Source organism: Streptomyces sp. NPDC127119 (genome assembly GCF_042677425.1).
GTDB lineage: Bacteria > Actinomycetota > Actinomycetes > Streptomycetales > Streptomycetaceae > Streptomyces.
Genome location: NZ_JBHXTO010000007.1, coordinates 37,400 through 53,107 on the forward strand (window position 1 = coordinate 37,400; position 15,708 = coordinate 53,107).

The 15,708-nt window shown below is 68.5% G+C and carries 19 protein-coding genes and 1 tRNA gene; 1 reads left to right on the forward strand and 19 read right to left on the reverse strand.

Going from position 1 to position 15,708, the window contains the following annotated elements; all coding sequences use genetic code 11:
- Nucleotides 1–115: 115 nt before the first annotated feature.
- Together nrtL and ACFVH5_RS05510 are read right to left on the reverse strand one after the other, a co-directional pair.
- Nucleotides 116–1,210 carry an ArgS-related anticodon-binding protein NrtL gene (gene nrtL, locus ACFVH5_RS05505; protein ID WP_385832254.1) on the reverse strand — a complete coding sequence of 365 codons (1,095 nt, stop codon included), beginning with the start codon at nucleotides 1,208–1,210 and terminating at the stop codon, nucleotides 116–118.
- A gap of 90 nt (nucleotides 1,211–1,300) precedes the next feature.
- Complete coding sequence (locus ACFVH5_RS05510; protein WP_385832256.1) at nucleotides 1,301–1,780, reverse strand: response regulator; 480 nt, start codon at nucleotides 1,778–1,780, stop codon at nucleotides 1,301–1,303.
- Nucleotides 1,781–2,022: 242 nt separating this feature from the next.
- Here ACFVH5_RS05510 and ACFVH5_RS05515 point away from each other — a divergent pair.
- Nucleotides 2,023–2,094: transfer RNA gene (locus ACFVH5_RS05515), tRNA-Arg, on the forward strand.
- Between the two features lie 322 nt (nucleotides 2,095–2,416).
- On the opposite strand, the gene ACFVH5_RS05520 is transcribed toward ACFVH5_RS05515, so the two are convergent.
- The 17 genes from ACFVH5_RS05520 to ACFVH5_RS05600 all read right to left on the reverse strand — a co-directional run bounded on the left by ACFVH5_RS05520 (nucleotide 2,417) and on the right by ACFVH5_RS05600 (nucleotide 15,562).
- The gene (locus tag ACFVH5_RS05520) at nucleotides 2,417–3,493 is read right to left on the reverse strand and encodes an IS110 family transposase (RefSeq protein WP_385832258.1); all 1,077 of its coding nucleotides are present in this window, start codon (nucleotides 3,491–3,493) and stop codon (nucleotides 2,417–2,419) included.
- A gap of 326 nt (nucleotides 3,494–3,819) precedes the next feature.
- Nucleotides 3,820–5,280 carry a tyrosine-type recombinase/integrase gene (locus ACFVH5_RS05525; protein ID WP_385832260.1) on the reverse strand — a complete coding sequence of 487 codons (1,461 nt, stop codon included), beginning with the start codon at nucleotides 5,278–5,280 and terminating at the stop codon, nucleotides 3,820–3,822.
- Nucleotides 5,277–5,471: a helix-turn-helix transcriptional regulator gene (locus tag ACFVH5_RS05530; RefSeq protein ID WP_385731842.1), complete on the reverse strand. Its 195-nt coding sequence runs from the start codon at nucleotides 5,469–5,471 to the stop codon at nucleotides 5,277–5,279. The genes ACFVH5_RS05525 and ACFVH5_RS05530 overlap by 4 nt, the downstream gene beginning before the upstream one ends.
- On the reverse strand, nucleotides 5,468–6,625 hold the full coding sequence (locus ACFVH5_RS05535; protein ID WP_385832261.1) for an AAA family ATPase: 1,158 nt from the start codon (nucleotides 6,623–6,625) through the stop codon (nucleotides 5,468–5,470). Before ACFVH5_RS05535 ends, ACFVH5_RS05530 begins: the two co-directional genes overlap by 4 nt.
- The gene (locus ACFVH5_RS05540; protein WP_385832263.1) at nucleotides 6,622–7,443 is read right to left on the reverse strand and encodes a bifunctional DNA primase/polymerase; all 822 of its coding nucleotides are present in this window, start codon (nucleotides 7,441–7,443) and stop codon (nucleotides 6,622–6,624) included. The genes ACFVH5_RS05535 and ACFVH5_RS05540 overlap by 4 nt, the downstream gene beginning before the upstream one ends.
- Nucleotides 7,444–7,610: 167 nt before the next feature.
- Nucleotides 7,611–8,297, reverse strand: coding sequence for a hypothetical protein (locus ACFVH5_RS05545; RefSeq protein ID WP_385832264.1), 687 nt, complete (start codon nucleotides 8,295–8,297; stop codon nucleotides 7,611–7,613).
- The gene (locus ACFVH5_RS05550; RefSeq protein ID WP_385832265.1) at nucleotides 8,294–8,620 is read right to left on the reverse strand and encodes a hypothetical protein; all 327 of its coding nucleotides are present in this window, start codon (nucleotides 8,618–8,620) and stop codon (nucleotides 8,294–8,296) included. Before ACFVH5_RS05550 ends, ACFVH5_RS05545 begins: the two co-directional genes overlap by 4 nt.
- Nucleotides 8,617–9,219 (reverse strand): hypothetical protein, encoded by a 603-nt coding sequence (locus tag ACFVH5_RS05555; RefSeq protein WP_385832267.1) that lies wholly within the window; start codon nucleotides 9,217–9,219, stop codon nucleotides 8,617–8,619. Before ACFVH5_RS05555 ends, ACFVH5_RS05550 begins: the two co-directional genes overlap by 4 nt.
- Nucleotides 9,220–9,228: 9 nt before the next feature.
- Nucleotides 9,229–9,417, reverse strand: coding sequence for a hypothetical protein (locus ACFVH5_RS05560; protein WP_385731854.1), 189 nt, complete (start codon nucleotides 9,415–9,417; stop codon nucleotides 9,229–9,231).
- Between the two features lie 20 nt (nucleotides 9,418–9,437).
- Nucleotides 9,438–9,689, reverse strand: a complete 252-nt coding sequence (locus ACFVH5_RS05565) for a hypothetical protein (RefSeq protein ID WP_385832269.1) — start codon at nucleotides 9,687–9,689, stop codon at nucleotides 9,438–9,440.
- Nucleotides 9,690–9,829: 140 nt separating this feature from the next.
- Complete coding sequence (locus ACFVH5_RS05570) at nucleotides 9,830–12,070, reverse strand: cell division protein FtsK (RefSeq protein WP_385832270.1); 2,241 nt, start codon at nucleotides 12,068–12,070, stop codon at nucleotides 9,830–9,832.
- 149 nt (nucleotides 12,071–12,219) lie between these two features.
- Nucleotides 12,220–12,603: an RRQRL motif-containing zinc-binding protein gene (locus ACFVH5_RS05575; RefSeq protein WP_385832272.1), complete on the reverse strand. Its 384-nt coding sequence runs from the start codon at nucleotides 12,601–12,603 to the stop codon at nucleotides 12,220–12,222.
- Nucleotides 12,603–13,253: a GGDEF domain-containing protein gene (locus ACFVH5_RS05580; RefSeq protein WP_385832274.1), complete on the reverse strand. Its 651-nt coding sequence runs from the start codon at nucleotides 13,251–13,253 to the stop codon at nucleotides 12,603–12,605. The genes ACFVH5_RS05575 and ACFVH5_RS05580 overlap by 1 nt, the downstream gene beginning before the upstream one ends.
- Nucleotides 13,250–14,236 carry a DUF2637 domain-containing protein gene (locus ACFVH5_RS05585; RefSeq protein WP_385832276.1) on the reverse strand — a complete coding sequence of 329 codons (987 nt, stop codon included), beginning with the start codon at nucleotides 14,234–14,236 and terminating at the stop codon, nucleotides 13,250–13,252. Before ACFVH5_RS05585 ends, ACFVH5_RS05580 begins: the two co-directional genes overlap by 4 nt.
- The gene (locus tag ACFVH5_RS05590) at nucleotides 14,233–14,682 is read right to left on the reverse strand and encodes a Pycsar system effector family protein (protein WP_385832277.1); all 450 of its coding nucleotides are present in this window, start codon (nucleotides 14,680–14,682) and stop codon (nucleotides 14,233–14,235) included. Before ACFVH5_RS05590 ends, ACFVH5_RS05585 begins: the two co-directional genes overlap by 4 nt.
- On the reverse strand, nucleotides 14,679–15,278 hold the full coding sequence (locus tag ACFVH5_RS05595; RefSeq protein WP_385832279.1) for a hypothetical protein: 600 nt from the start codon (nucleotides 15,276–15,278) through the stop codon (nucleotides 14,679–14,681). Before ACFVH5_RS05595 ends, ACFVH5_RS05590 begins: the two co-directional genes overlap by 4 nt.
- Entirely contained in the window at nucleotides 15,275–15,562 is a 288-nt protein-coding gene (locus ACFVH5_RS05600) for a hypothetical protein (RefSeq protein WP_385832280.1), read from the reverse strand. The genes ACFVH5_RS05595 and ACFVH5_RS05600 overlap by 4 nt, the downstream gene beginning before the upstream one ends.
- Nucleotides 15,563–15,708 lie beyond the last annotated feature (146 nt).

Here is a 15,708-nt window from a genome sequence, read left to right on the forward strand (position 1 = left end):
TCTTTTTGGGCTTCCTAGAAGATCTCAGTTCGCTTCTCAGTTCACTTCACATCAGACAGGATCAAATCAATCAGATCGGATCAGGTCTGTTCGGCTCAGGTCTGTTCAGCTCGGCTCAGAGATGGGTCGGTGCGTCGATGCCGAGCAGGGACAGGCCGCCGGCCAGCACCGTCCCGGCGGCTTCGGCGAGCGCGAGCCGGGAACGGTGGGCGGCCGAGGGTTTCTCGTCCCCCAGCGGGAGCACGGTGTGCTGGAAGGCGAGCAGCGCGTCGGCGACGGTGACGAGATGCCGCGCGACCCGGTCGGGCGCGCGGTGGCGCGCTGCGGCGGCGAGGGCGTGGGGATAGCTGTCGAGGGCGTCGAGGAGCGGGCCGGAGCCGCTCGCGCACTCCCCGGGAACGGCGGCGAATCCGAGTGCGGCGGCGTTGCGGCCGAGGGCCGTCGTGCGGGCGTACGCGTACTGGACGCGGAAGAGGGGGTTGCCCTCCCGCTGGGCGAGGTGCTCGTCGGTGATGCGGGGGTGGTCGTGGGCCGCGGGGTGGAGGAGTGCCCAGCGCGCGGCGTCGCGACCGAGGGGGGTGGGGTCCTGACCGGCGGGGACGGGCCGGAGGTCGACTTCGAGGGGCGCGGACGCAGACGCTGGCGTGGGCGTTTCGGGCGGGCCTTGGGCGGCGTCGACGGTGACGCCGAGGGGGCCGGCCCAGGCGGGTTCGAGCGCGGCCTCCGCGCCCTCGGAGGGGGCAGGGACGGCATGGCCGTTACGGACGAGGACGCCCTGGGAGCGCAGAATCCGGGTGAGGACCTGCCCGATGACGGCGGCGCGCACTTCGCGGGGGTGACGCAGCTGGACGACCTGCCCGGTCGGCCCGTCGGCGTACCCGTACCGCTCGCGGCGCCGCAGGATCTCCGCGACGAGGGCGGACCCGCGGCCGGCGAGGGTGATGTTGAGGAACCCGGGCCCGGAGATGTCGACGCGCTCAACGCCCGTCACTCCACTGAGGTGGGGCCGCAGGATCTCGGCGACCTCCTTCGGCGGCCGACCGGCGGGACGGGCCAGCTGGAGGGCGACGTTGGTGGCGTAGTCCCCGCGCCCGCCGGGCCCGGGCGGCACGACCTGCGCACGCTCCGGCACGGCCACGACCAGCTCGCCCTCGTCCACGGCACGGCGCACGGCGCGCAGAACGGTGCTGGAGAGCTCGACTGGGGTCACGGGACAAGCGTAGGGGAGGAGGGGGGTGGGTAGGCGAATGGGTTTGGGCGATGGTCCGGCATATGGACGCTTGCCTTCTTCGCGTGCTGCTCAGCTACCGGTACGGCCGGCGCGCTCGGGTCCGCCGGGCCCGTACAGACTCTCGGCACTGTCGAACGACGAACCGGAGCCGCCGCCGCTCCCGGAGGCACCGCCGACACCGGTGTCGGCGGTCTCCCGCCGCTCCCGCAACTGGCGTACGAGCCGGACCAGGTCCGCGGGCTCGAAGGGCTTGGAGAGGAAGGCGTCGACGCCGACGCCGAGCCCGCTCTCGACCTCGTACTGCGTACAGGCGCTGATGATGGCGAGAGGGAGGTTGCGGGTGCGCGGATCGGCCCGGAGCCGGGCGGCGGTCCGCAGCCCGTCGAGCCGGGGCATGACCACGTCGAGGGTGACGACATCGGGGCGCACCTGGTGGATGACGTCCAGGCACTCGACACCGTCAGCCGCGGTCACGACCTCGAAACCCTCCAGTTCGAGGTTGACCCTGATCAGTTGCCGGATGACCTTGTTGTCGTCCACAACAAGCACCCGACCCGACGCGCCTGGCACAACTTGAGAGTAGGTCGGCGCGCGGGTTCGCGTCCGGCTTTTCCCTACTTCCACCCCACGCGGGGGATGCCGGCCCGTGCCCCGGGATGAGCCCTGCCCCAGCCCCAACCAAGATCCAACGAACCCCGGACACCCCTTCCCCACCCCTCCAAATCCGTTCATGAACACCCGGAGAGAGCTGGTAGTGTTCAACCCGTCGCCGCAACCACAGCGTCCGACACGCCCCCGTAGCTCAGGGGATAGAGCAACGGCCTCCGGAGCCGTGTGCGCAGGTTCGAATCCTGCCGGGGGCACTCGCCAGTCAGCCAGCCAAATTAGGCGCTGAGCTGGGCGGATGCCTAGATGAGAGAGCGGGAGTCAGTCTCACTGACTCCCGCTCTCTCTCGTTGTCTCTCAGTGTTCGCGCACTATCTGCGATACGTGCGACACACCTCCGAGGCACCAAGCGTCTCAACCAAGTACACCCTGACCGATCCTGCCCAAATGATGCTGCGATGGATGAGGGCAAGCAAAGCTGCTTGCCTCGGTGCGCGGCAGGGTGTCGAGGCAGCAACAGCGCAAGTGACCGTCTCGGCGGTCAGCCTACTTAGCTTGAAGCGAATCTGCCTGAACTGCCTACGTATCAATCATGCGGGGCGGGTGCAGGAGGGCGAAGATTTCCCGAGCCACATATCGCTTGAGGCTCCGTATGATCTCACGTCGCGTCTTTCCCTCTCGTTGACGTCGCTCTAGGTACGCCTTACTGCGCGGATCGTAACGGAGACGTGTTTGAACGATACGGTAAAGAGCAGCGTTGGCCTGCCGATTGCCACCTCTATTGAGACGATGACCCTGTTTGCTACCAGATGAGTACTCGATCGGGCTGACCCCACACATGGCAGCAAAGGATGATTCACCATTAATGCGATGAGAATTGTCACCCATGACAATCAACAAGGTGGCGCCAGTATCTAGCCCGACCCCAATCGTCGCCATTAGCTCTGAAAAGTGCTCTTTCAGCAACCGAGACAGGCGGCACTTCAGTTGCCGAATTTGCTCCGTCAGATACTTTATTCGTTCAGCTAGAAGCTTCAGAGTGAAACAGGTGGCCCCCATGAGGGGGTCACCTGACCTAGTATGGTCAAGTTTCGAACAAGCCTGGATGAGCGACGGAATACTTAGGCCAGACAGTTTCTCGCGTAACTGAGGCTCGACTGTAACGATAATACTTCTGAGCTGATTTACGGTCTGGGTTCGCGACTTGACGGCACCGTCTTTGGCAACCTTATAAATTCGGGCGATTTGCGCTGGCCCATCGCCTGTCTTGGCGTGCGCAACGGCTCGTCCGCCAAGCACAGCTTGGGCAGCAGCCTGCGCGTCGATCCAGTCGTTCTTATCCTGTCGCTTCCGTTTCGATCGAGATACGCCGGGGACCTCGATCACCTCGACCCCCGCCGTCAGCAGCTGCCTGCTCAGGGCGGCGCCGTAACTTCCAGTTCCCTCTACACCCGCCTTACGCAAATCTCCGAATGTACGCGCCCAGTCGCAGAGTTGTTTGTAGCCGAGAGCGGAAGCCGCAAATCGTTTTCTGGCGATCAGTGATCCGTTCATCGTGATCAATGCAGCTACATGAAAATCTCGATGCGTATCAACACCTAGAATTATCTCACGCGCATCAGAATCAGGGCGAACGGCTACTCGCTTTTCAGACACAACCTCTCCTTGGTTTCCGCGTGCCCTCGGTCCGCAATTTTGGTCAGCAGGCGATTAGCGCATTCATAGCGTACATATCACTTCAGACACACATTGCGGACCGAGTCTCACGCACGGCGCTTCGCGCGGGCAGCGACATCAAGTGAGAAAGACACTGCGGTCCAATTCAGGCGAAAGTCAGCGCCTTTACAGGATGCACCGCAGCGAGATCCCTTCCCACTGCTAGCCATCGGTAATCTCGAATACTTGCTCAGCCGGGCGCAGTTGAAGCCAGACCGCGCGCCGCTCGTCAGGCCCAATGCGCCCCGGGGCCGGGTGCCTCTGGACTAGAGGGTGTCTCCCTCATCCTCCAGCGCTTTAGTGATCTTCGCGTTGGCTGCTTCCTCGTGGCCGTCGATACAGCCGTGGTACCTGCGGTGGATCACCTCTGGGGAGTTGCCTACTCGCCGTGCCACCTCCGCGATCGGCACGCCCGCGTTCAGCCACCGCGTGATGCACGCGTGCCGTAGGTCGTACGGGCGCCCCGCCAACGGCGAGTCGACACGGTCCGGTGGGAGGGCGAACAGTCGCGCTTCCTCCCACACGCGCCAGTACGTCGATGAGCCGACCGCTCCCCCACGCTCATTCCCGAACACACGGCTCTCTTTGGCGGTCCCGAACTCCTTCAGATGGGCCCGAAGGATGGCGACCAGGACGGGCGGGATGGGGACCGGACGGTCCGAGTCCACCTCTCGCGCTTTCAGGCCCCGGCGGTCGTGCCGTTCACCTGAGTCGGTCCACTGCTTACCGGAGATAGGACGTGTCTCCCGTAGCGTCAGCGTGCCCCAACCCGCGTCCGGCAAGTGACAGTCGGACAGCCGCAGTCCGACCGCCTCAGCGGGTCTGAGACCCGCGTAATAGAGCACCGCGTAGAACGCGACCAGGCGCCTCCCGCGGTTTCGGTCCCACGATCCGACGTAGGAAACAGCTGTGAGCAACTGGCGGCCCTGTACGGCGTTTACGAGGACGCGCCGGTCCACCACGGCGCCGGAGCCTACGCGCTTCTTGTGGGCCCCTTGGAGGCGGTTCTCTGGAAGTTCCTTGGCGGCCACCGCGTATTCAAGGGCCGTGTTCAGGACGCGGCGACGTCGCTTGTGCGTCTCGCCTGCCGCGGGGGTGCCGTCCAGTCGATAGCTGATCCGGTACACCACGTCCTCGAACACCTCAGCGTCGACCAGGTCGGCGACCGGCCGGTCCTGCATCGTGAGCCATTCGTACGCGGCTTTCAGTTCGGCCGGCGGTTCCTGCCCCGCGTTCGCGGGGACGATCCCCCACCGAAAGGCCAGCCGCAGATCCGTGTCGTCAGGGGTGTTCTCCCCGCGCTTCACCATGGCGAGCGCCACGGCCGCGAGTCCGTCCGCTATGCCCTCGCGCGTCTTGGCCGCGCTCATCCGCCACCGTCCGGCGAGGTACCTCCGGCAGAACTCGAACCACCGCAACGACGGCTTGACCTCAGCCACGGTTGCCGCCGCCTCCGCCGCACGGACTTCGGACTCAGGTTGTCCGCTTGCGATCTCGAACGCTTCCCCCCGCCGCATGGCCTGCCGGAGCTCCGATCGGCGGCTGTCGGCAAGTGCCGAAGTGGCGAACGTCGCGCTGCTCACCTTCCCGCCTACGACCCAGCGGAGTTGATACGGACGCGCCTTCCGGTTGACCGTCGTGACCTTCCACAGTCGGACATCGAGGGAGTATCCCGGCCGCGCCTCCCCGTGCGGACGGAGAGGCGAGGCGTCATCGGTCGTGCTCACGCGGCGTCCTCCCGCTCCGCAAGCCAACGCTCGTATTCGGACCGGCGGATGCGGACGTCTCCGTTCGGCAGCTTGATCGAGCGCGGGCCCTTCCCGAGTTGGCGCCACCGGTAGAACGTCGACGGAGCCACCTTCAGATCAGTGATGACCTCCGCGACGGTCAACTTCTCCTCCAGCGCGCGGGAACTCATACCGCCGTCCCTTCGGCCTCGGTCGACCCGGACAGCCCGGACAGCTCCAATTCCGACTGTCCGGGTTTTTCGTGCTGGTCAGATGGGGTAACCGGACAGTCGGACAGTCCGGACACCTCCGGTACGCCCTGTGTCCGGGTCTCGGTGTCCGGGTAGTACCGGCCGCTGCCGTCCCTGGTGAGCTGTCCCGCTTCGGCCATGCGGGAGCACGTCCGGCGGATCGTGTCGATGTCGACCTGCGACAGCTCGCCCGCCATGTCCTTGGGCTTCGCTCCGGGGTGAGCGCGGACGTAGCGCAGGATCGCGGCTCGGGTGTCCCCGACGGTGTGGTCAGTCGCAGGGCCGTCCAGCAAGTGCCAGGCTCCGGAGGCGGATTGGAACTGAAGCGCGTACTCGGCTTCGTCCACGTCCCTGCCGGTGACGTGCAGGATGCCGTCTGCCTGTCCGCGGGCCCGCTTCAGTACGAGCGTGGCATCTGCGGCGCCCGCGATGCCGTTGGTTCCCGAGACCTCCGTCAGGAAGTCCTCGGAGGCGGCCTTGCGCACGTGGTGGACGAGGACGACAGCCACGCTGTAGTGATCGGCGAGTCGTTTCGCGTAGCTGACGGACACATAGTCGGCGTCGTACGCCGACACGCCTTGCGGGGCCTGTCCTCGCATTTTGGCGAACACGTCGATGACGACCATGCGCGCATCGGGGTTGCGGTCCAGCCACTGTGCGATGGCCTCTGTGCCGCCCTGGGGGAAGGGTGGGCATTCGGTGACCAGGGTCAGACCGGCAGGCGCCGGCTGTCCTCCCAGGAGCTTGCCCATGCGACTCTGAAGGCGGCGCGGGGTGTCCTCCAAGGCGAGGTAGAGGACCGGTCCGCCCTGGACGGGCACGGAGTCGAACGCCTGTCCTCCGGCCGCGACCGCGAGGGCGAGCCCGAGGGACAGCCACGACTTGCCGACCTTGGGCGGTCCGGCGAGCAGGCTCACGCCTTCGGCGAGGATGCCGGGCACGGCCCATTTCGGCTCGGGGAACTCCGTGGCCATGAGCTGATCCGCTGTCCACGCGGTCCGCGGGCGCTCCCGCTTCGGCGGTGTCGCTGCTGAAGGCTGAGGGTCGCTGGGCACGGAATAGAGGTGCAGGGGCGGGATCGGGTTGGCGCTCATGCCGCGACCGTCCTGGGGCGCCGCGCCCCGGCCCTGAGGCCGGAGGCGATGGTGCGGTGTGCCTCGCGCTCGCCCTGGCCTACTTGGAGAGCGGCGGTCAGCAGCCAGCCGGTCACGTCGGCTTCGCTCAGCTCTCCCCCGGCAACGAGCTGTCCGAGGGCGACCGAAGCGATGTACAGCGCGTTGTTGTGCTGGTCCTCTCCGGACTCGGCGACCCGCGCCACTTCCCCGTTGACCGCGGACCGCAGGAAGGCCGCACGTCGTCCGCGACCGGTGAGAGCGACCCTGATGGGCGTCTGTGGCGGCAGCGGGGCGGGCCGAAGGAGATCGGCTAGCCAGCCCGGCAAGGGCGCCACAGGGGCGTGGTCGGCCACCTCGTACGGGCGTCCGGCGAAGGTGCTGCCCGCGGCGACAACGAGTCCGCCCACGGCGCGGGTGTCGACCTTCCAGCCGAGTCCCCGGGCGCTGTCCCCGGCGGTGTTTCGCAGAGGCTCGCCCTCGGGCGCGGCGAAGTAGAGGTGAGTGCCGCCGCTCCAGGTGCGGACCGTGTACGTGTCGGCGGGGAAAGGCTGGCCGTGGCGCTCGCAGAGCACGGTGAGCACGTCGGCTCCGTCCGTGACCCCGTGCTCGCCCCAGTCGGCCGGCGGGGTGTCGGCGGCATGCTTGGGCCGGTCCAAGTCGATGATGACCAGTCCGGAAGGTCCGGCGGCGATACCGACGTTGTACGCGGCGCGTGACCAGCATCGGGTGATGCGCTCGCGGTCGGTGGTGGCGTGCTGTTCCCATGCGGAGATGGCGGGGCGCTTGTCACCAGGCACGAGAGGGAAGACGTGCCAGTCTCGCGACGCTGCGTCAAGCGCTGAGGCGAGCTGGGCAGGGCCGTCGGGGTACGGCATCCTGGGGTTCTCCTGTTCTGTCTTCGGATAGGCAGGGAGAACCGCGGCGGCGGGCGACCTTGCTGGGGAGTCCCGCCGCCGCGGCGTTGCTACTGGTTATTGGCCCAACGGGCGTATTCCTGCCGGACGTAGCCGCGCGGGTGGGCGATGCTGGCCGGGTCGTCGGGCCCATACGGGTCGCCGTAGTAGTCGCCGTGGCCTTCCCGGTCGGCCGCGATGAGCTGCCGGGCGGCATTGGCTGCGATGTCGTCGCTGCCGTTGGGGACTCCGTCGGCCTCGTAGCTCAAGACGATGCGGTCCAGCACTGCGGCCTTGCGCAGCCAGTACTCACGGCTCATGTCGTCGTCTTGTGAGTGTGTGATCACTGTCCTGGCCGCTGCTGTGGTCCATCCGATCTCTTCGGTGATGTCGGGGGCGGTGGCGTAGACGCTCTTAGGTGTCGGCCAGGCCGTCAGCCACACCTCGGTCTCGTGGAGGCGTCGCGTTGCGGCATGCAGCTTGGCGTCCAGCACGGCGGGGGCAACGTCGGTGAAGGAGTGGAGGGCGACCGTGGCGGCGATGATGACGTCGCAGAGTTCGTCGGCCACGTCCGCGCGGCTGTGCGTAATGCCCTTGCGGGGGTTCTGGCCCGTCATCCCGATGTACGCGGCAGCGGCCTCTCCTGCTTCCTCCGTCACCTTCAGCAGGCGCGTAGAGATCTCTTTGTCGTCGGTGCCGTTGGCCTCGTTGAGAGTGGTGGCGATGCGGTGGGTCGCGGGCCACAGAGCGGTACTCATGCGGACTTCCTTTCAGCGGCGGTGAGTTGAAGGGGCAGGGAGGCGGGCGCGGTCCGCCCGGGCAGGTGCCGCACGTTGGTCTTGCTGGGGGTGGGGGCGTCGTCGTGGAAGCGGTGGGTGCCGAGATCACGACTTCCGGCGTGGTGGCGGGGTGCGTCGGGGTGGGTGTGGTTCCACCGCTCTGCACACACCTTGTGGACGGGCTCGTCGGCGTGCGAGCGCATCGGCGTGGGCTTGCGGCACAGGGCGCAGGGCAGGTCTTCGAACCGGTCGAAGTGCAGGGCCTCACGCCAGATCAGCAGGCGTATCGCGCCTGCGTTCATGCGGCGCGGTGGTGCGTCGGTAGCTCCGGCAGGCCTGCCGCATCCAGCGCGGTGGGGTCGAAGCCGGGCAGCATCGCGCGGGCGGTGAGCGCGGCGGCGAGCTGTTCGGCGTAGGCGGCGCCGGTGCGGGCCACTTCGATCCGTGTCGTTCCGCGGATGGTCTCGACACGCTCGATGTGGGCGTGTTCCTCGCGCCGGTCGCTCACGTGCCGCTCGAACGCCACGCTTGTGCGACGGTCGTCGCGCCAGTACCGGGCGGCGAGCCCGTAGGTGACGGCGGTTGCCAGCACCCACAGCAGCAGGGGCAGCGAGAGCCCGTCGGTGTATCCGGCAACTCCGGCGAGGGCGAGCCCGCCGGAGGTGGCGAACGCGGTTCCGGCGATGACGGGGTCTCCGGCGCGGCCGACGCTCGCGCAGGCGCCGGCCGCCGCGGCGGCGAGGGACAGCGCGGTCATCAACACGGCATTGCCGAGGGAGTGTTCAGCGCCGTTGGCGTTCCAGATCCGGGCCAGGATCAGCACGGTGGACGTGGCCAGCACCGGTGCGGTTTTGGGGGCGATGAGGGCGAGCCAGTGGCGCGCCACGATCTGTTCGTTCACCGGGTGCTCCTACAGGTCCGGGAGCGCGGTGACCACGGCGCTCATGAGTTCGTTGACGGTGGTGGCGGCGCCGCTGTCGGCGAGGTAGAAGCCGAACATCACGGCGACGAACGCGGAGCCCGCTCCGAGGGTCTTGGAGCGCAGCAGCATGAACAGCACGAAGCCGAAGAGCAGGGCGAGGGAGATGGTCACGGCCATGCCGGTGACCTCCTTTCGGGTCAGTGGGTGCCTTCGCGGTAGATCCGCTGGGCGCGGTTGAAGAGCCAGCGGCCGATGCGGACGCGCTTGCCGCGGCCCTTGCAGCGGCGGCAGCGCTTGCCGCGCTTCGGGCGTCCCTTGCGGTCGGTGGTGGTGGCGAAGCCGAAGCCGTTGCACTTACGGCAGGTGCCGAACGGGCTCCCCGCGCACACAGCTGCGTAACACAGTGTGATGATGAGCAGGAAGACGGTAGCAAGGGCTATGGGGGTCATCAGGGTTCCTCCGGGCCGGTTTCCGGGGTTTCCGCAGATGGGGTGCTATCCGCTAGATCGCAGATGGGGTGCTGTTTGGGGTGCTAGCGGGGGTGCTACCGGTAGCAGGTGAGCCCGCTACCGGTAGCAGCCGTCCGGGGCTAGGCGGCGCCCCGGTTTCCGTCACGCTCCGCAATCGCGGCGGTGAGGTCGTCGCGGGCGATGCCGCGGCGGGTGGTGCGCTCTCCGTCGTCGGTGGTCCCGGCCACGCCGGTGGTCTTGATGCCGTGCGGCTTGAGCGCGGAGGTGACGTTCTCGCCCTTCCAGCCGCCGTAGACCTCCGGGCGCAGCTCCGCGAGCCGGGCGGCGATCCGCTCGTTCCACACCCGGTTCTCCGAGGGCGGTACGACAGCGGCGACATCGGCGAGCAGGTCGTACGACGGGCCCGTAGTGGTCTCGGCGTCCTCCCCCAGCGCGTGCCCGGACAGCGTGCCCTCGGCCTTGCGCAGCGCATGCGCGCGCTGAGCGATGGCGTGGGTGGCGTTGTCGTCCAGGTAGGCGGTGCGCACCACGACCGGCAGCGCGGTCGCGCCGGCGAGGTAGCCGTTACCGGCGTCGATCTCCGGGCGGAAGGAGGTGGCGCGCACGCCGTTCTTGTACGCCGACGTGCCCAGGATCATGTCGTTCTCGGTCTGGCCCGCGACCTTAAGCGCGAAGCGGATGGACACGTTGCCGCTGATCCCCGTGGGCAGCGAGTCCTTGTCGGGACGCTGCGTGGCCAGTACGAGGATGACCCCGAGCGCGCGACCGAGCTTGATGATGAACTCGGCGTCGTCACCTGCCCCTTTGCCGTACTTGGGGTGGGCGAACAGGTTCTGGCATTCGTCGAACACGCCGACCAGCGGCCAGAGCTTCAACGAGCGCTTGTCGGCGATCGCGCGGGTGATGCGCTTGTCCGGGCACAGGTCCCGCGGCAGCTTCTTGATCACACCCGCACGCCGCATGACCTCGGCACGCAGCAGCTTCAGCGAATCCGCCGCGTACTTGATCGAGTCGTCGTCGATGCCGGACACGAACCGGTGGCTGACGCATTCGAGCGAGTCCAGGTCGCCGGTGCCCTTGTTCTCGTGCAACCACAGTTCCACCGACGGATCCAGGGCGGCGCCGCAGGCCAGCACGCGCACGGAGGCGGTCTTGCCCTGGCCGGGCAGCGAGCCGACCAGGATGTTGTGCTGGATCATCGGCACCGACTGAGCACGTCCCCGCGGGTCGATGCCGAACGGGTTCCGCTTGAAGATGTCGTGCCGACGGGCGCCTGCGAGCTGCCACTTGACGATGCCGGTCTTGGACAGGTCCCTATCCCCCACCCACAGGATGAGCCGCCCCTCGTGTTCGTCGGGGTCGGCGTCCGGCCACACGCACCCCAGCGGGCGGCGCAGGCCGGAGGCGAGCCGGGAGCGCCGGTCGGCCACGTCCGCCACGGTGACACCGAGCGGCAGGTCGATGTCCGCGCGCCAGCCCGGACCCTCACGGGTGATGGGTGAGACGAACTTGATGCCGTCCTGACCCTTGGCCACGGCACTGGCGATTTGGCCGATGCCGATGGAGGCCATGGCCTTGACCACGATGTCGCTGGTCAGCTTCTGCACCTCGGTCTTGATGACCGCCCGGGTGGCGAGCGGCGCGTCCGCCGGCGCCCCGGCCCACCCGCAGCCGAGCACGGCCAGCGTGGCGGCGATGGCCTGCGTCATCGACTCCGCGCCGAACACCAGGAAAAGGCCCACCACCAGGGCGAAGATGCTGCCGAGGATGGTGAGGATCATCCGCAGCCGGACGCGCCGGTCCCGCTGCCGGGAGAGCTTCAGGTACTCATCCACCTGCTCATTGGTGGCGGTGTACTGGCGCAGTGCCTCGCCCTCGGCATCCACGGCCCAACGGCCGATCCGGCCCATGATGTTGAGCGCGCCGCGCGGGGCGCGCCAGACGAGTTTGGGCAGGTAGACGACCGGGACGCGGACCGCGTGGAAGGCGACCGTGTGCCAGGCGTGTCCGGCGAGCCAGCCGAGCGCTTCCTTGAACTCAGTGCGCGACTTCAGCCACGCCGGGAAGACGTCCAGCCGCTTGGAGTTCTTGATGCGGTCGATGACGCCGGGGCCGGACACGGTCGGCACCGCACTGTCGACCAGAGTCGACCGTGCGTCGGGCGACTCGGTCGGCTCCGGGTCGGCCGACTTCGACGGCCGGGAGGCGGCCGACGGGTCGGCTGTCGAGTCGGGCGACCCGTCGCGCGCGGTGCGGGCCTTGCCGAGGTCGACCACCTCGCCCCCGGCAGGGGCGGGCGGGTCGGTCATTTCGGCTTCCAGTCGGTTGAACAGTTCGTTGTCGTCGTCGGGGTGCTTCACTGAGACTTCCTTCCGGATCTGCGGGAGGTGGGCCCGGCCGAACGCTGTGGAGGTGAGCGGTCGGGCCCGTGTGGTGCGGTTCGTGCGTGCCCCGGGCCGGATTCGATCCGGCGCCCTCACGGCCGTGAATGCCGGGGCCCTCTGCCTGGTCAGGCGGCGCGCTGTTCCTCGGTGGCGATGCACAGGCCACAGATGCCGTGCGAGGTGGGGATGCAGTAGCCGACATCGATCCGGCAGCGGGGGCAGGTGCGCCGCGCGAGCATCGCCAGCGCGAGCGCCCCCCACTTCCGGGACGTCATCGGCCGGACCGGCTTGGCGCGGTCGACGCGGTAGAGGTACGCGACTCGTACGCCTCCGGCCCGTCGCTTGGCCCGCATCACCTGAGCCGCGATCGGTTGACCCACTGGCCGCAGTCCCCGGGCCCGGAGCTGTCGGCGGGTCGACAGGCCGTCGGGGGCCAGGCGCCACGGGTAGGTGGGAATGCCGTGCAGGGCGCCGGCCGGGTCGTAGCACTTACCGAACACCGCGGACATCAGACCGCCACCCCCACGCTCGGGGCCGCCGTGCGGGCACCGCTGCGGCCGGAGCGGCGTCCGGTGACGGTCGCGAACAGCCGCCCCAGACCCGCGCGGCGCAGTCCGGCACGAGCTTGCTTGGCCGCGTACATCGCCTCATCCGCCCGCCGCATCAGCCCGGACAGGTCATCGGCGGGGAAGTCCGTGGCGCGGACCCAGCCGAGCGAGACCGTGGTGTGCACTGCCGGGTCCTCGCCTTCGACCGGCCGGGCGAGTACGCCGTGCAGCACGGCGAACAGGTCGGCCACGGCTCCGTGTTCATCGAGCAGTACAGCGGCGAACTCATCGCCCCCGAGCCTGCCCACCACTCCGAACCGGCCGATGTGATGAACGAGCCGATCGGCGGTCGCCTTCAGCAGCACGTCACCGGCGGCATGCCCGTGGGTGTCGTTGATCTGTTTGAACTTGTCGACGTCGGCCAGCACCACCACCGCGCGGGGGTCCTTCAGCAGCACCGTGGCGCAGCGGGTGAAACTGTCGCGGGTGCGTAGGCCAGTGAGCGGGTCCCGCCGGGCGGTGTGCAGGCGGGCGCGCAGCCACCACACGTGGACCGCCCATCCCGCCGCCCCGGGCGCGCCGGAGAGCAAGGCTGTGGTCAAGGTGCTCATGCCGCCGCCCCCTCGCCGGTGTCGGTGTCGTCGATCGGGTGCAGGCGCCGGCCGTCCGCGCGCTCGCCCAACAGCAGGTCCCGCAGGACACGGGAGTTCGCTGCCGAGCAGTGCAGCGTGGTGCGGATCGCTTCGGCGTTGATCGCGTCGTCCGTCCAGTCCGCGGTCTTCTCGCGCGCTTCGGCGAGCAGTTCCGCAGGGGTCCGCGTCACCTTGGCGGTCTTGGCCTTTGCCTTGGTGGTGGTGCGCTTGCGGGGCGGCTTGGGCGCATCCGGCTTCGACGGCTCCGCGGCCTGCGGCGGTGCGGGTGGTGTGCCCTCGCTCTGCGGGGCGAGTTCACCCAGTTTCAACAGCACACGCTCGGGGTGGGGCGTCTTGGAGCGCCACCGGCGACCGTGCCGCTCCCGGAGCTCCGCGCGGGCCAGCTGCCGCTCACGCTCCCTGCCGAGCGCGTCCGCGTAGGAGGTGACCTCCCACAGCGTCATCCGGCGCCACAGGGCGAACGTGGACAGCGGGGCGAGCAGCCAACGGGAGCGGCGGATCTTCTCCATCCGGCGTCCGGTCACCGCACCGATCCGGGAGGCGTAGACGTGCGCGGCCACCTCGGACAGCACTACCCACAGCAGCGGCATCGTGCCGTGCGCCAGCTTCGCGGACAGCGACTGTCCGGCCGCGACGTTGAGCCAGCACGTGACACCGGTGAGGAACCAGGGCACAAAGCGCACCCAGCTCAGAGGCATGTCCATCCGGATCAACAGCAGATTCACCAAGGTGAAAGCCGGAATGGCCGCGTCGATGCCGATCGGCAGCATCTCCGGAGTGGCGAAGCCCCAACGGGCTCCGGCTGCGGAGACCGTGTCGAAGGATGCGATCAACCCCATCCCGCCGACGCCGACCCCCAGGACCACGGCAAGACCGAGGAGAACCTTCTCCTTGCCCGCGAGACGCGGCACCGCCGGACGCTCAATGGCCTGCGTCGTCATGCCGCACCCCCCGCCGTGATCAGGGCCGCGGCGATGAGCAGCGCGCCGCCCGCACAGGTCAGGTCGACTGCGCGCTTCAGGCCGGTGAACTTGGCCACCGCGATACGAGACAGGCCCGCGATGTGCGCGGCACGGTCGCTTGACAGAGTGGCGGTGATCTCATCCGCGGTGAGCGTGGCCCACAGCGGGAAGCCGTGCCGGCCACCACCCAGGTTCGGGCGCACCGACCGCAGCAGCAGACCGGCCGCGCCAACCAGCAGCGCCATGCCGAGACCGCCCACGATGCAGGCGGGGAGCGTCATCGGCATGTCCTTGGCGACCGTCCACGATCCGGCGAGGACCGCACCGACGAACGCGAGCAGCAGACCGGTCTTGGTGTCGGTCCGCGTGATCTCCGCCTTCACCTCCGCGTGAGCGGCGGCAAGCATGCTGTCCGGGGTGCTCATGCGGTGCCTCCCCGCATCGACGGGTTGACCAGGCCGGTCAGGGCTGCGATCTCGTCGCCGGTGAGGATGTCGCGCTCGTTCATGGCGTGGGCCACAGTGCGGATCTCGCGCCACAGGTGGGTCACCTTGCGGCGGGCCATGCCGCGCACCATTCCCCAGGACTTTCCGCCCTCGGGCACGTAGTCGCGGCCGAGCCGGAACCCGTGGCGGGCGAGCGTGTCGACGGCCAACTCACGGTCGTGATCGGCCTCGCACGCGGCAGCACGCTCAGGGGTCCACAAGCCGTAGACCATGAGGTACTGCACGTGCGCCAGCGGTCCGGCCGCACACTGTGCGGCGAACTGCCAGACATCGGTGTCCCGCCCCTGCCAGGCAGTGTTGCCGGTGACCGCCCACCCGCCGGTAGGCGACTCCCAGGCGATGACCTCGCTCGTAAAGACGCGCATGCCGTAGGCCAGGGACAGCACGGCGTGACCGGCTTCGTGGAACGCCATGCCCAATCGGGCCTGGTCGTAGCTCAGCGGCATCTGGATGCACGGGCGCGGCTTGCCCGTGTGATCGGACAGTTCCTCAGCGGTGGGGGCCATCGTCCTCATGCCGCCACCCCCTTACGTGCCGTGCGACGACGGGCCGGGCGAGCCAGCGGGACCACGTCGAACAGGTCCGGGTTCTCCTCGATGACCTCCGCAGCCATACGGATCAAGTCGTCGGGAAGGCTCGGGTCGTCGGCGAGGATGTCGCGCGCCGCGTCCTCGCGCGCCGCTCGCTCTTCGTCCGTCTCGCCCTTGACTCCGAGCCACAGCTCAACCGGGGTACCGAGCGCCAGTTCCGCGAAGTCCTCGGCAGAGGCTGCCTGTTGATTGCCGATGTACGTACGCATAGACGTTCTCCTGCGTCGATGGGACAGGGAGAGGTCCGGCGACAGGCGACCTTGCTGGGGAGTCCCGCCGACGGACACACGCGTGCTCAGGACAGTGCGGACCCCGGGGACTGCGCTCCGTTGCACCACACTGAGGTACATGTATT

Bases quoted from the DNA above. Each gene is read 5' to 3' on its own strand.
- ACFVH5_RS05585 (WP_385832276.1), bottom strand. From the start codon at position 14,236: ATGACGACGCAGGCCATTGAGCGTCCGGCGGTGCCGCGTCTCGCGGGC.
- ACFVH5_RS05535 (WP_385832261.1), bottom strand. From the start codon at position 6,625: ATGAGCGCCAACCCGATCCCGCCCCTGCACCTCTATTCCGTGCCCAGC.
- ACFVH5_RS05565 (WP_385832269.1), bottom strand. From the start codon at position 9,689: ATGACCCCCATAGCCCTTGCTACCGTCTTCCTGCTCATCATCACACTG.
- ACFVH5_RS05590 (WP_385832277.1), bottom strand. From the start codon at position 14,682: ATGAGCACCCCGGACAGCATGCTTGCCGCCGCTCACGCGGAGGTGAAG.
- ACFVH5_RS05600 (WP_385832280.1), bottom strand. From the start codon at position 15,562: ATGCGTACGTACATCGGCAATCAACAGGCAGCCTCTGCCGAGGACTTC.
- ACFVH5_RS05580 (WP_385832274.1), bottom strand. From the start codon at position 13,253: ATGAGCACCTTGACCACAGCCTTGCTCTCCGGCGCGCCCGGGGCGGCG.
- ACFVH5_RS05560 (WP_385731854.1), bottom strand. From the start codon at position 9,417: ATGGCCGTGACCATCTCCCTCGCCCTGCTCTTCGGCTTCGTGCTGTTC.
- ACFVH5_RS05530 (WP_385731842.1), bottom strand. From the start codon at position 5,471: ATGAGTTCCCGCGCGCTGGAGGAGAAGTTGACCGTCGCGGAGGTCATC.
- ACFVH5_RS05595 (WP_385832279.1), bottom strand. From the start codon at position 15,278: ATGAGGACGATGGCCCCCACCGCTGAGGAACTGTCCGATCACACGGGC.
- ACFVH5_RS05550 (WP_385832265.1), bottom strand. From the start codon at position 8,620: ATGAACGCAGGCGCGATACGCCTGCTGATCTGGCGTGAGGCCCTGCAC.
- ACFVH5_RS05575 (WP_385832272.1), bottom strand. From the start codon at position 12,603: ATGTCCGCGGTGTTCGGTAAGTGCTACGACCCGGCCGGCGCCCTGCAC.
- ACFVH5_RS05545 (WP_385832264.1), bottom strand. From the start codon at position 8,297: ATGAGTACCGCTCTGTGGCCCGCGACCCACCGCATCGCCACCACTCTC.